Genomic DNA, 13046 nt, shown 5'->3' with positions numbered 1-13046 from the left:
TAATCCGGCTTCGGAATGCTGCCATCCAAGCTATGGACCCAGGCACTGCTCAAGCCGTTCCAGGTACAGAGTGGAGCGTATTTCCGACCGTTCCGCCCATAGGATTCGAACCTATACTCCACGGCTCCAAAGGCCGGGGTGCTGCCGTTACACCAGAGCGGACCGTGCATGTTGTCGGCGCCCCGGACGGCAGGTCCGGAGGCCTTCCCGGATCACCGGGATGCACACACAAGAAACTAGTTTGCCATGACCATTGCGTGCTTCGCGACTTGACCGATGTTTACCGGCCGGCCGAAGCGCCGCAGACGCCTGTCGGGGAGCTTGTCCGGGGCGGACATGGCTGCTTGGTGCATGATGGACACGTGAGCAAGCGCACTGAACTTCCCCGGCCGTTGGCTGTTCCCGGGCCTCCCGGACATGGACAGGAGCCGCGTCCCAACGGTCCTGCAGTCCGGGCCAGGATGACCGGGCCGCAGCGGCGCGCACAACTCATCGGGATCGGCAGGGCCCTGTTCGCTTCCCGGGGCCTCGACGGCACCACCATCGAGGAAGTCGCTGCCACTGCAGGCGTTTCCAAACCGGTGATCTACGAGCACTTCGGCTCCAAGGAGGGCCTTTACCGGCAAGTGGTCGAGACTGAATTCCGGATCCTCCTGGACTCCATCACGGAGGCCCTCAGTACAGATGCCAAACCCCGCGTCCTTGTGGAGCGGGCAGCACTGGCCCTCCTTGGCTACATCGAGGAACGCACCGACGGTTTCCGCATCCTCATGCGGGACGCCCCGCCCTCACAGCCCGAGGGCGCGTTCTCCACCCTCCTCTCGCACGTTACTGCCCGCGTTGAGCATCTACTTTCCGACGAATTCGCCCGCCGCGGCTTCAGCGCTGCCGACGGTGGCATGTACGCCCAGATGCTCGTCGGCATGGTGGCCATGACCGGGCAGTGGTGGCTGGACAGCCGGGAGCCGGACAAGCGGGCGGTGGCAGCACACCTGGTGAATTTGGCCTGGAACGGACTGACCGGCCTGCAAAAGGAACCCGAACTCCGTTCCGAAGGCTGACCCTCTCTCACAACCCACCCCCCATTCACCGCTTGCTCTCTCACAACCCACCCCGCCCGCTAGGATCGGGGCATGGCCGCATTGCAGATTTACGCCCTCTTCCCCGGAACTGCCCGCGAAGCCTTGGGGTTTTATGCGGAAGTTTTTGGCGGAGAACTATCCCTCCACACATACAAGGACTTCGGCCGGACGGACGGCCCGGCAGACGCCGTCGCTCATGGCGTCCTCCACGGTCCAGTGTCATTGGCGGGAGCAGACGCAGCAGGGGGCGAGACGAGCGTCAGGACGGAAGGGCTCATGCTTTCGCTGCTGGGGGCAGCCGAGCCGGACGTTCTGCACGAATGGTTCGGCAAGCTTGCCGACGGCGGCAAAGTCGTTGACCCGCTGACTTCTAAGCCCTGGGGCGCCAGCGACGGACAAGTCGTGGACCGTCACGGTCTCCATTGGCTCGTGGGCTACGAGCATTGAGAGAGGAAACCCCGGAACCTCGCGGGATCTGAGCGAGCATCCCGAAAAAGGCAGCGGGACGTGAGAGAGGAAGCGAGGCGGCGGTTACTCGCCCAGGATCTCGGCGGCTTCCAACCACTCGAGCTCCAGGCCTTCCTTCTCCTCCAGCAGCTCCTGCAGCTTCGCGTTGAGCTCACCCAGGGCATCAAAGTCACCTGATTCGGACTTTGCGGCCATCTGGGTGTGCAGCTTCTCCTCCTGCTGGGCGAGTTTGCCGAGCTGGCGATCGATCCGGTTCAGGTCCTTCCGGGCTTCGCGCTTCTCGGCCTCAGTCGGCCCCGATGCATCAGTGGACGCCGGGGAACCCGAGTCGGCGGCGGTGGGTGCAGTTGAACCGCCGAGGGTGCCGGCTGCCAGGGCTGCCTCACGCAGTTCGAGGTATTGGTCCACACCTCCGGGAAGTCCACGGAGTTTGCCGTCGCCCAACAATGCCATCTGGTGATCGGTGACGCGTTCCAGGAGGTATCGGTCGTGGCTGACCACAACGAGCGTTCCCGGCCAGCCATCCAAAACGTCTTCCACGGCAGCAAGGGTGTCGGTATCGAGGTCGTTGGTGGGCTCATCGAGCATCAGGACGTTGGGCTCCCCCACCAACAAGCGAAGCAGCTGGAGCCGGCGTCGTTCACCGCCGGAAAGGTCCGGAACCGGCGTCCACTGCTTTTCCTTTGTAAACCCGAGTTGCTCCACGAGCTGCCCGGCAGTGAATTCCCGGCCGCCAACGTTGAAGGAGCGCTTCTCACGTTCGATGACTTCGATCACGCGCAGGTCCGAGACTTCGTCCAGTTCCTTGACGTCCTGGGTCAGCACCGCGGTCACCACGGTCTTGCCGCGCTTGAGCTTGCCCGCGGTTGGCTGAATGTCCCCGTTGAGCAGCTTTAGCAGTGTGGATTTGCCGGCACCGTTGACACCCACCAGTCCAAGCCGTTCGCCCGGCGCCAGGCGCAGGGTGATGTTGTTGAAAAGTTTCTGTCCGGCCTCGCCGCCTTCAAAGTCGAGCGAGACGTTTTCCAGGTCCAGGACGTCCTTGCCGAGACGCGCCGTGGCCATCTTGTTGAGGGCAACGGAGTCACGCGGTTCAGGAACATCGGAGATCAGTTCGTTGGCCGCTTCGATCCGGAACTTCGGCTTGGAGGTGCGGGCAGGGGCGCCACGCCGCAGCCACGCGAGTTCCTTCTTGACGAGTTGCTGGCGCTTGTTTTCGACGACGGCGGCCATGCGGTCACGCTCCGCGCGCGCCAGGACGTAGGCGGCGTAACCGCCGTCGAACATGTCCACCATGGCGTCGTGGACTTCCCAGGTGTAGTTACAGACTTCGTCGAGGAACCAACGGTCGTGGGTAACCACCAGGAACGCACCCTGGTTGGCGCGCCAGCGGGACTTCAGGTGCCGGGCAAGCCATGCCACGCCCTCCACGTCGAGGTGGTTGGTGGGCTCGTCCAGCATGATGACGTCGTGGTCCTCGATAAGGAGCTTGGCCAGGGCCACGCGCCGCTTCTGGCCGCCTGACAGCGAGTGGACGTTGGCGTTCCAGTCGACGTCGCTCACCAGGCCGCCCATGATTTCGCGGATCTTGGGGTTGGCCGCCCATTCGTAATCCGCGCGGTCGCCTACGATCGCAGCACCGACTGTCAGGTCGCCGTCGAGCACGTCGCCCTGGTCCAGGTATCCCACGTTGACGTCGCCGCGCTTGGTGACGCGGCCCGAATCCGGCGTTGAGCGCAGGGCGAGCAACCGCATGAGCGTGGACTTGCCGTCACCGTTGCGGCCCACCATGCCGATGCGGTCGCCGTCCTCCAGTCCGAGGGTGACGCCGTCCAGGACAGTGCGGGTCGCGTAGGAAACGGTCAGGTTTTCGCCGCCGAGCAGGTGGGCCAATTGGTACTACTTTCTACAGCTGGTGTGCGTACTAAAGGAGCGTATCGGAGATGATCCGCGCGCCCGGAACCGGGCCGTGCACCGCAAGTGCCGTGTGGCCGCGATGGGTCAGCTCTTCGGCGAGGACGCCGGCGGAGATGTTGTCCCGGGCAAGGAGGGCGATGGTGGGGCCCGAACCGGAAACCATCCCCGCGAGGGCACCCCGGGCCTCCCCCAAGCCGATGGTGTCCCGCAGTTGCGGTGCCAGGGCGATCGAGGCCCGTTGGAGGTCGTTGATCAGCACCCTGCTGAGCGTTTCCGGATCGCCGTTCCGGAGGGCCTGCAGGATGGTCGGGTCCACGTCCACGGGCTCGGCGATCTCGGCACCTTCGGAGTCGCGAAGACCGTCCAGGGTCCGGAAGACCTCCGGCGTGGAAAGTCCGTAGTCCGCGAAAACCAAGACCCAGTCCATCTGCGCCTTGGCCAGGGCGGGCGAAAGCTTGTCCCCCACACCGAGCCCCACCGCCGTGCCGCCCAGGAGCGAGAAGGGCACGTCGGCACCGAGTTCAGCCGCGACGTGCGCCAGCTCCTCCCGCGATAGCCCGCTGTCCCAGAGCGCATCGCAGGCCAGCAGTGTTGCCGCCGCATCCGCAGATCCGCCGCCCATTCCCCCGGCCACCGGGACGCGCTTGGTGATCTCCAGGTGGACGCCGGTGGGCTTTTCGGACATCTCCGCCATGATCGCCGCAGCTTTATAGGCAAGGTTCCGCTCGTCCAGCGGGATCTCGACGCCGTCCAGGTCCAGGGTGCTGTCCGGGCCGATGCTGACGGTGATTCCCGGGGCCTCGGTGCTGGTAGCGGCGACTTCCTCGTACAGTGACACCGCCAGGTAGACACTGGCCACCGAGTGATAACCATCCGGCCGTAAGGGTCCGACGTTCAGCGAAACGTTCACCTTGCCCGGCGCCTTGACCCGGACGGTCCGTGCGTGGAAGCGACCTCCCCCGAGGGGCAAGCCGCGGGTACCGGCACTCATGCGCCTGCCGGGTGGCGGGCTTCGGCAATCCGGACGTAAGCCGTGATGTCCAGGACTTCGCCCCGGGCGGTGGGGTCGACACCGGCGGCAACCAGGCAGCGCTCGGCCTCGGCCGCACCGCCGGCCCAACCGGCCAGGGCCGCCCTGAGCGTTTTGCGACGCTGCGCGAAGGCGGCGTCAATGACAGCGAAGACTTGGTCCCTTGTCACATGGGTGGCAGGCGGCTCGTGGCGGGTGAACTCCACCAGGCCCGAATGGATCTTGGGGGCAGGCCAGAATACGTTCATGCCGATCACGCCGGCCTTTCGCATCTGCCCGTACCAAGCGGCCTTGACCGAGGGCACGCCGTAGATTTTGGACCCTGGCGCGGCCGCGAGGCGGTCGGCAACTTCGTCCTGGACCATCACCAAGCCGTGGCGCAGGCTCGGGAAGTGCTGGAGGAGATGCAGGACCACAGGTACGGCCACGTTGTACGGCAGGTTCGCTACAAGCGCGGTGGGTTCCGCCGGAAGTTCAGTAACCTTCATGGCGTCGGATAGAACCAGATGGAAGTTCCCTTCGCGCTGCGGCCGCCAGGAGTGGACGGTTTCCGGAAGCTTTTTGGCCAGCACCGGATCGATCTCGACGGCGACAACCTCCCGCGCCGCGTCCAGAAGCCCCAACGTGAGCGATCCCAGTCCGGGACCCACCTCAAGCACGGTTTCCGTGGGGTCGATATTTGCCGCGGAAACAATCCGGCGGATGGTGTTGCCATCGATCACGAAGTTCTGCCCCAAGGTCTTGGTGGGGCGGACACCGATTTCCTCGGCTAACCGTCGGATGTCTGTTGCACCCAGCAAGGGCGCGACGGCGGCGGGTTCGGAATTCGGTTCAGTCACCTAGGTATCGTATCGCCTGCGCAGGATCAGGCAGCGCCGGCGCAGCCCCAGTCACGGAGGCCGTTCTTGGCGTAGAGCCGGTTGGCGATCTCGATCTGCTGGGCCTTGGAGGCCAGGTTGGCGGTCGGTGCATATGCGCCGCCACCGTTGGCGAGCCAGGTAGGTGCGGAGAACTGCAGGCCGCCGTAGTACCCGTTGCCGCTGTTGATGGCCCAGTTTCCGCCGGACTCGCACTGCGCGATCCGGTCCCACATGGCTTCGTTCGGTGCGCCGGTAGGTCCGCTGGAGATAGCCTTGGCCGGGGTGGCTGCGGGACGGGCTTTGGTGCCAACGGCAATCTTTTCAGTGACCGGCTGGGTTGTGACATTGCTGGAGACCAGGGTCCGGGAGGCTTCGCGGCCGTCCACCAGGACCAACTTGAAAGTCTTGACCACGGAACCAGCCACGCCCTTCTGGGTTACCTTCTCTTCGCCCTTGTAGAGGTCGTCGCTGTCGGTGCGCACGCTCTCGAAGGGGACATCCTCAGTGGCGTCGGCAGTCTTGCTGGTGTCCACGCGGGAGACCTTGATCACCATGTCCTGGATGATCGGGGCGTTGCTGGGCTGGGAAACACGGTCGCTGGCGCCCACAGTAATTCCGGCGTCCTTGAGGACTTCGGCCACATCGGATGCGGTGGTGGTGGTGCTCGTGTCCTTGCCGTCGGCCACCAGGCTGATGGTCTTCGGCGTCGAGATGGAGACGAAGGAACCCTGGACCTCGAGGGAGGCATCCTTCGGCTGGGAAATTTCGGAGGAGCTGGCAACGCCGAGCTCACTGACGAGGCCTGCGACGTCGGGCGCGTTGGTGTTGACCGTCCTGCGTGCGCCATCCAGTTCGATGGACACCGCTTTGGCCAGGTTGATGTTGACCACCGAACCGTTTTCCACGCGCGAGTCCAGCGCCGGCGTTACGCGGTCATCGTTCTTCAACTCCACCTTGGCCGCCTTGACCACTTGATCAACGGTACCGCCGAAGGTCTGGATGGAGCTCACTTTGCCGTCCACATTGAGCGTGACTGTCTTGTTGTTGCCCACGAAAGCAACCACGCCGGCCACCAGGGCCACAAGAACCAGCACCTGCGCGCCAACTTTAACGAAGCTGAACTTGCCATCCGTTGTGAAGAACTTGATCACGTTTGCCCATAACTCTCAGACCATCCGGGCACGGGGATAAGCACAGAACAAAACAGGCCCGGCCGCAAAGGGAAGGGCCAGGGAGAGATCCTGGTCCCATCGTCTGCAGCAGGGCATCTGCGCCGCCAAAACATTCAACTGGGTGGTCCGGAGCATGCCGAACCAGTTGTCCGGAGGCCTTCCCCGACCCCGGCTATTTCTTGTACACAGTAACCGATCTGTTATAAACGGGCCAAGAAATGTGCATACCGGGTATTCAGCGCCACAACGCCGAGGGCCTTGGCCCGGAGCCGATCAGCCCCATGATCCGTAGGCCGAGAGGGTGTTTTCCGCCAGCCGCGAACAAAGCTCTGACAGGTCATCTCCTGTCACATCGGCCATGGAACGGACCGTGTACGGGACCATGTAGCTTGCGTTGGGGCGCCCCCTGTAAGGGTGCGGTGTCAGGAACGGCGAATCGGTCTCCACCAGGATCCTGTCAGGCTCGGCGATGGCCAGCGCGTCCCGCAGATTTTCTGCGTTCTTGAAAGTCATGGTCCCGGCGAAGGACATATACCAGCCGTTCCGGTTGCAGATCCGGGCCAGTTCTTCACCGCCGGAGAAGCAGTGGAAAACCACGGTTTCCGGTGCGCCTTCCTCCTGTAGCACCTGCACCACGTCGTCGTGCGCATCGCGGTCATGGATCTGCAGGGTCAGTCCCAATCGCTTGGCGATGTCGATGTGCCGGCGGAACGAGTAGCGCTGGTGCGCCAGTCCCTCACCGTGTGTCCTGAAAAAGTCCAGGCCGGTCTCACCAATGGCGCGCACGCGGGGATGCCGTGCCAGTTCCTCGATCTCCGTAAGTGCGGCCTCCAACTCACCCCGCCCGGCGTAGACGGGTGCGTCGTTGGGGTGGATGGCCACGGCGCCCAGCAGACGGGAGTCGGCTTCCACGGCCTGTACTGTGAAGCGCGAGGACTCCAGGTCGCAACCAACCTGCACGGCGCCCTGGACGCCCACCGCCGCAGCCGAGTCCATCGCATCCGCTACGCCAACCTCAATCAGGCCCTGCCGGAAGTCCAGGTGCGTGTGGTTGTCCATGACCGGTACCGGCAGGGGTTCGGGCGCCGGTGGATACTCCTTGCGGGAAGCCGTGGCGTCGGCAGGTTCCGTTGAAGAGCGGTAGGGGGCAGGGGCAAGGGAATTGCACATGCTTCCACCCTAATCCGGACCGCGGTCCTCCCCGCGCCCCGGGGGCGGGCACATAAATTCCAGATGGTACATAAATTCGCCCGGGCACTATGTCAGGGACACCCAATGTCTGGGTAGGCTTGAACGGACAAGGCGGCCAACGCCGGCACTTTGCGCCGGTGCGGAGGCCACGGCTGAAGGGCAATCCATGGAGTCCAAGCGACACGTCACCGTTGAACCTGCTGCTTTCCAAGGGGAGGCTTACAGCGCCGCGCCCCGGGACGCCGTACTCAACGGGCACAAGCCGCACGTCATGGACCAGGAGCACTTCCACGACGCCAGCGAGCGCATCCTGGACACCATCAGCAAGGTCATCGACGGAAAGGCCGATGCGGCGAAGTTGGCCCTGACGGTCCTCCTCGCCCAAGGACACCTGCTGCTTGAGGACGTTCCGGGCGTGGGCAAAACCATGCTCGCCAAGACCCTGGCCCGCACCGTGGACTGCACGGTCTCGCGCATCCAGTTCACCCCGGACCTCCTGCCCTCGGACGTCACAGGTGTTTCGATCTACAACCAGTCGTCCAGGCAGTTCGAATTCCGGCCCGGCGCAGTGTTCGCAAACATCGTCATTGGCGACGAAATCAACAGGGCCTCCGCCAAGACCCAGTCGGCGCTCCTCGAGTGCATGGAAGAGCACCAGGTCACCGTTGACGGCAACTCCTACCAGCTGTCCCTCCCCTTCATGGTGGTGGCAACCCAGAACCCCATCGAGATGGAAGGCACCTATCCCCTGCCGGAGGCCCAGCGGGACCGCTTCATGGCACGAATTTCCATGGGATACCCGGACAGGGACGCGGAGATCCAGATGTTGGAGACGCACCAGGCTGTGTCCCCGCTGGACAAGGTCACTCCCGTGGTCACGGCCAACGACGTCGCCGCAATGATCGCAACGGTCCAGCAGGTGTACGTCTCCAAGGCCATCAAGGAGTACACGGTGGCGATCGGCCGTGCCACACGCGAAAGCGCCAAGCTGCGGCTTGGCGCCAGCCCACGGTCCCTCTTGCAGCTGCTGCGCGCGGCCAAGGCGACCTCAGCCCTCGATGGCCGGGATTTCGTGCTGCCCGATGATGTAGTGGACGTGGCCGAGTCCGTCCTGGCCCACCGGATCATCCTCGACCGGAAGGCTGCGAGCGCGGGCGATACCGCCCAAACAGTGCTTCGCGGAATCCTCTCCTCGCTTCCGGTTGCCCAGGAACCGCCGGGCGCGTGGCGCGGAGACAAGCAAAGCGCATAGGAGCAGGGCGCATGGCACTCAGGGATCGGCTTCCCAAGCATTTGTTCACCAACCGTGGTTGGGGTCTACTCGCCGCCGGAGTGGTTTCACTCGCGTGTGCCCAGGTGATGGGCCGGCGCGACCTGCTGACGTTGGCGGTCTTCCTGATCCTTCTTCCGCTGGTTGCCCTCGCCGGCGTGCGGATCCTTAAACCCAAGTTCCAGGTCTACCGAGAGTTCAATCCCTCCACTGTGGAGACTTCCACCGCCACAACCGTGCGGCTGGCCGTTGCACGGACGTCGTACGCAACGGGGAACGTGATCATGGAGGAGCAGTTGCCGCCGCGATTCGGTGAACCTCCGGCTTTCCGCTTCCCGGCGCGTTCGGCTTCCGGGGGCACCAGCCGCTACGAGTACCACTTGCGTTCGGGCAAGCGCGGTCAGTTCAGGATCGGCCCGGTCACCGCGGAGTTCAGCGACCCGTTCGGCCTGTCCTTGCGCCGCCACTCAATCGACGACGGCGACCTCCTCACCGTGACGCCTGCCGCCGTCGAACTTCCCGCTACGGGCCTTGCCGGGGCGAGGGGCAACGACGGCGTGACCGCCACCCGGATCCGAGCCAACCCCAGCGATGACGACATCATGACCCGCGAGTACCGGCACGGAGATCCGATGCGCCGGGTCCATTGGCCCGCAACGGCGCGGCATGGGCAGCTCATGGTGCGGCAGGAGGAGTCCGTGACCACGCCGGAGGCAACCATCGTCATGGACCAGCGGTTCACGGCGTTCGCCACGGGAACCGGCACGGTTTTCGGCAGCCATGACGAGGACTCGGACCTGGTCACCACGCCCAACTTTGAGTGGGTGGTGAGCGCGGCTATGTCCATCAGTGCGCATCTATCGGAGCGGAACTATTCCCTCCGCGTCCTTGATGCCTTTGGCCACCCTGCGTTCGGCCATTCGCGCTCCGCGCCGGATCCGTCGGCTGAAGAATTTGACGGGGCGGGCGGTCTTCACTCAATCGCCGAGGGTCTCGCTGCGATTGAGTTGAGCGGTCCGCGGCACCACCGCACCGAGCATGCACGCGGCGATGACAGGTCGCTTCAGGCGCTTGAGCCCCATCCCGGCAGCGGCAAGCGCACCATCCCGGTGGCCGACGGCACCGCAGCGGAAGGCGATGCACCCTTTGACGACCGGCTCATGGACAAGCTTGCTGCGCACCGCCTGCGCGGCCCCCTCCTCGCGCTGCTTGGTTCTTTGTCGGTTGCCGAGGCCCGGGCCCTCGCTCCGGCGGCAGCATACGGGGCCAACGCGTTCGCGCTTTTGGTCACCGATCCTGCCCGCAACAATGACGAGGTCGTGGAGATCCTGGGCCAGGGTGGGTGGCGTGCCTTCGCTGTGACGTCACGGACGCAGCTTCCCGCCGCTTGGTCGGCGTTCGATGAGGGCGGCATCGTCGCAGCCGCCGGGGCGGCCATGGATGTCCGCCGGGGAGCGGCGGTCCCGCGATGACCGTCACCTCCCGGCCAAGCGCGGAACCGCGCGGCAACAGGGCCGGCGCACCGGCCAAGGGCCGTCCTTCAAACTCGAGGAAACCCGGACCTGGCCTCTACCCGTGGGCCATGGCAGGTGCCATCTCCATAGGGGTCCTTGGCGCGGCCCTATCCTTGAACGGGGTCTTCCGGGGCTGGGCCTGGCTGCTGCCGCTGATCACCACCGTGGTTGCGGTGGCTTTGGCCCTGGCTGTCCTACGGTCCCTTCGGGTGCCGGCCGGCTTTGCATCCCTTGGCTCCTTGGCGGCCCTGGCTGGAATCCTCAGCTTCACTTTCTGCCGCCCCGACAGTTTCCTGGGATTCATCCCGACGCCGGGAACATTCGGTGCGGTGGGACGGCTTATCAAACGGGCCGGCGAAACCGTTGTTTCAGAGAGCGCCCCTGTAGCTCCCAACGCCGGAATCGTCTTCGTCACCTGCGCCTGCCTGGGCTTGTTGGTGGTCCTCATTGATGCGTTGGCCGTTCCACTTTCCATGCCCGCCGCCAGTGGTATCGGGCTGTTGGCCATCATGGTTGTTCCTGCCACCATCAAGCCGCAGAGCGTGGGCGTTGCCGGCTTCATCGGCGCAACCGTCGGGTTCCTGCTGATCCTGGGCTGCAGCCAATGGTTCGCGCCGGATTCGAGGCTTCAATCCGGTGCTCCCCGGAGTGCGGGGCAGTTCAGGCGCTCCCTCGTCACAGGCGCCCTGGCCCTGGGCCTGGCGCTCGTTGTTCCGCTGGCCATTCCGGGCTTCGAGTCGGGGACATTCCCGCAGGGCTCGCGCCTGAGCCCTTGGGGAAGCTCCAACGGACTGAATCCCATGATCACCTTGGGGAACAGCCTCCGCAGTCCCACGGGGTCCGGCCGCATCACCTACGCCACCAGTTCCAGCGCACCTCTCTACCTGCGCTCGGTCACCATTGACCACTTCGACGGCGAAACCTGGGCGCCGGACGACCGCCCCGCTACCCGGCGGGCCGGGGCGGACAAGATTGAGACCGGATACTCAGTCCAGGGCGAGATCGTCAACGCGGTAACGTCCATCAACGCCGGCCTGTTCACCAGCCCCTACCTTCCGGCACCTTTTGCGCCCGTCTCCGTGAACGGCCTCAACGGACGCTGGACGTGGGACCCCAACACCCTGAGCATCATGAGTACGGAGACCAGCACCCTGGCCCAACGGTACGTGGTATTTTCAGCAGCACCGAAGATCACGGCGCAGGCGCTCTCCCAGGCGAACGCGGCTCCCCGTTCGATCTCGGACGACTTCCTCCGGATCCCCGGCAATCTGCCGGGCATTGTTCGGGAAACAGCGGACAAGGTGACTGCGTCGGCCGGCAACAACTACGCCAAGGCACTGGCAATCCAGAAGTACCTGCGTTCGGGCGAATTCACGTACTCGCTGCAGGCTCCCGTACAGAACGGCTATGACGGAAACGGCCTGTCCGTGCTGGCCGACTTCCTTTCGGTCAAAGCCGGGTACTGCGTCCATTTCTCCTCCGCCATGGCTGTCATGGCCCGGGCAGAGGGAATTCCCAGCCGCATTGCAGTGGGGTACGCCCCCGGGCGGCTCACGGGCGAGTCGGTGGCGTTGGTCGGCCAAGGTTCCTTCCCCGAGTTCGAAGTGGATGCCCGCGACGCGCATGCCTGGCCCGAACTGTACTTCGAAGGCCTCGGCTGGGTTCCCTTCGAACCCACACCGTCACGCGGCGTGGTCCCGGATTATGCCTCTGAGTCCTCGGTGCCAGGCAACCTCAGTACGAACGCTGACGAGAAGGACGTCCCCACCGCAGCTCCCACTCCGGTACCAACAGCAGTGCCGTCGCCCGACGCTGCCATCCCCGCAGCCGGTCCGGTGCAATCCGATCCCATGCCTGTCATCCTCGGCGCAACGGGCGCGGCGCTCCTCGCGGCTGTTTTCCTTGCGTCACCGCGGATCAGCCGCACCGTCCTCCGGCGCCGCCGTTTGAACCGCAGGCGTGTACCCGAGGACGAACGGCCGCCCGGTTACCAGGACCCGTCTGCGTCCCACGCGTGGGCGGAATTGCTGGACCTCGCCGCCGATTACGGGCTACCGTCCAAACCGAGCGAAACACCCAGGCACTTCTCGGCGCGGCTTCGTTCCAGCCCCCTGCTTGGCGAGGCGGGGGGACTCGACGACGCCGCCCACGCGGCGGTCGTGTCCCTCACCTCGGATTTCGAAAGGCAACGCTACGGACGTCCCTCGGAGGCGGGCAAAGCCGCCGGAGCAAGGATCGCCGTCGTGCAGGAATCGTTGCGGAACCATTCAGGCTGGTGGGTCCGTTTCCGCGCAATCTGGCTGCCGCCGTCGTTGATGCGCCGGTGGCTCCACGCGCTGGGGATGCCTTTCCGGGCTCTGGCTGCGGGTCTTCGGCATGCAGGGTATGGCATCGCGAGGTGGTGGCGGGCGGTCAGGGGCCTCCTCCCCCAACGACGCTAGCTCCCGCATGACGTTGGTGACATGGGTCTTGAAGTGAGGAGGACCCCAGGGGCTTAGACAGGTTTCCGGCGGCTGCGCACAATCCGAACGACAGCAACCAA

General features: G+C 64.9%; 10 protein-coding genes and 1 tRNA gene. 5 read left to right on the top strand and 6 right to left on the bottom strand.

Annotation, left to right across the window (positions count from 1 at the left end):
• Positions 1-90: 90 nt before the first annotated feature.
• A tRNA-Gln gene (locus ACIPY2_RS09740) sits at positions 91-162 on the bottom strand.
• A 299-nt stretch (positions 163-461) separates the two neighbouring features.
• On the opposite strand from ACIPY2_RS09740, the gene ACIPY2_RS09735 reads away from it, so the two are divergent.
• Positions 462-1061, top strand: coding sequence for a TetR/AcrR family transcriptional regulator (locus tag ACIPY2_RS09735; RefSeq protein WP_400266230.1), 600 nt, complete (start codon positions 462-464; stop codon positions 1059-1061).
• A 72-nt stretch (positions 1062-1133) separates the two neighbouring features.
• Positions 1134-1529: a VOC family protein gene (locus tag ACIPY2_RS09730; RefSeq protein ID WP_400266159.1), complete on the top strand. Its 396-nt coding sequence runs from the start codon at positions 1134-1136 to the stop codon at positions 1527-1529.
• Positions 1530-1613: 84 nt separating this feature from the next.
• Here ACIPY2_RS09730 and ACIPY2_RS09725 read toward each other — a convergent pair whose 3' ends face one another.
• The 5 genes from ACIPY2_RS09725 to ACIPY2_RS09705 all read right to left on the bottom strand — a co-directional run bounded on the left by ACIPY2_RS09725 (position 1614) and on the right by ACIPY2_RS09705 (position 7699).
• Positions 1614-3443 (bottom strand): ABC-F family ATP-binding cassette domain-containing protein, encoded by a 1830-nt coding sequence (locus tag ACIPY2_RS09725; RefSeq protein ID WP_400266158.1) that lies wholly within the window; start codon positions 3441-3443, stop codon positions 1614-1616.
• 31 nt (positions 3444-3474) lie between these two features.
• Entirely contained in the window at positions 3475-4458 is a 984-nt protein-coding gene (locus ACIPY2_RS09720; RefSeq protein WP_400266157.1) for a 4-(cytidine 5'-diphospho)-2-C-methyl-D-erythritol kinase, read from the bottom strand.
• Positions 4455-5336, bottom strand: coding sequence for a 16S rRNA (adenine(1518)-N(6)/adenine(1519)-N(6))-dimethyltransferase RsmA (rsmA, locus tag ACIPY2_RS09715; RefSeq protein WP_400266156.1), 882 nt, complete (start codon positions 5334-5336; stop codon positions 4455-4457). Before rsmA ends, ACIPY2_RS09720 begins: the two co-directional genes overlap by 4 nt.
• A gap of 26 nt (positions 5337-5362) precedes the next feature.
• Positions 5363-6508: a transglycosylase family protein gene (locus ACIPY2_RS09710; protein ID WP_400266155.1), complete on the bottom strand. Its 1146-nt coding sequence runs from the start codon at positions 6506-6508 to the stop codon at positions 5363-5365.
• 294 nt (positions 6509-6802) lie between these two features.
• Positions 6803-7699, bottom strand: a complete 897-nt coding sequence (locus ACIPY2_RS09705) for a TatD family hydrolase (RefSeq protein WP_400266154.1) — start codon at positions 7697-7699, stop codon at positions 6803-6805.
• A gap of 187 nt (positions 7700-7886) precedes the next feature.
• Here ACIPY2_RS09705 and ACIPY2_RS09700 point away from each other — a divergent pair, with 187 nt between their 5' ends.
• From ACIPY2_RS09700 to ACIPY2_RS09690, 3 genes are read left to right on the top strand one after another with little or no spacing between them, the layout of a single operon-like run.
• Positions 7887-8972 (top strand): AAA family ATPase, encoded by a 1086-nt coding sequence (locus ACIPY2_RS09700; RefSeq protein ID WP_400266153.1) that lies wholly within the window; start codon positions 7887-7889, stop codon positions 8970-8972.
• Positions 8973-8983: 11 nt separating this feature from the next.
• Positions 8984-10462: a DUF58 domain-containing protein gene (locus ACIPY2_RS09695; RefSeq protein WP_400266152.1), complete on the top strand. Its 1479-nt coding sequence runs from the start codon at positions 8984-8986 to the stop codon at positions 10460-10462.
• A complete protein-coding gene (locus tag ACIPY2_RS09690) occupies positions 10459-12945 on the top strand; it encodes a DUF3488 and DUF4129 domain-containing transglutaminase family protein (RefSeq protein ID WP_400266151.1) in 2487 nt (828 codons plus the stop codon). Before ACIPY2_RS09695 ends, ACIPY2_RS09690 begins: the two co-directional genes overlap by 4 nt.
• Positions 12946-13046: the final 101 nt, after the last annotated feature.

The organism is Paenarthrobacter sp. NPDC089675 (assembly GCF_044749185.1).
Classification (GTDB): domain Bacteria; phylum Actinomycetota; class Actinomycetes; order Actinomycetales; family Micrococcaceae; genus Arthrobacter.
The sequence above is the reverse complement of the archived record's forward strand: the minus strand, read 5'-3'. Positions and strand labels throughout refer to the sequence as shown.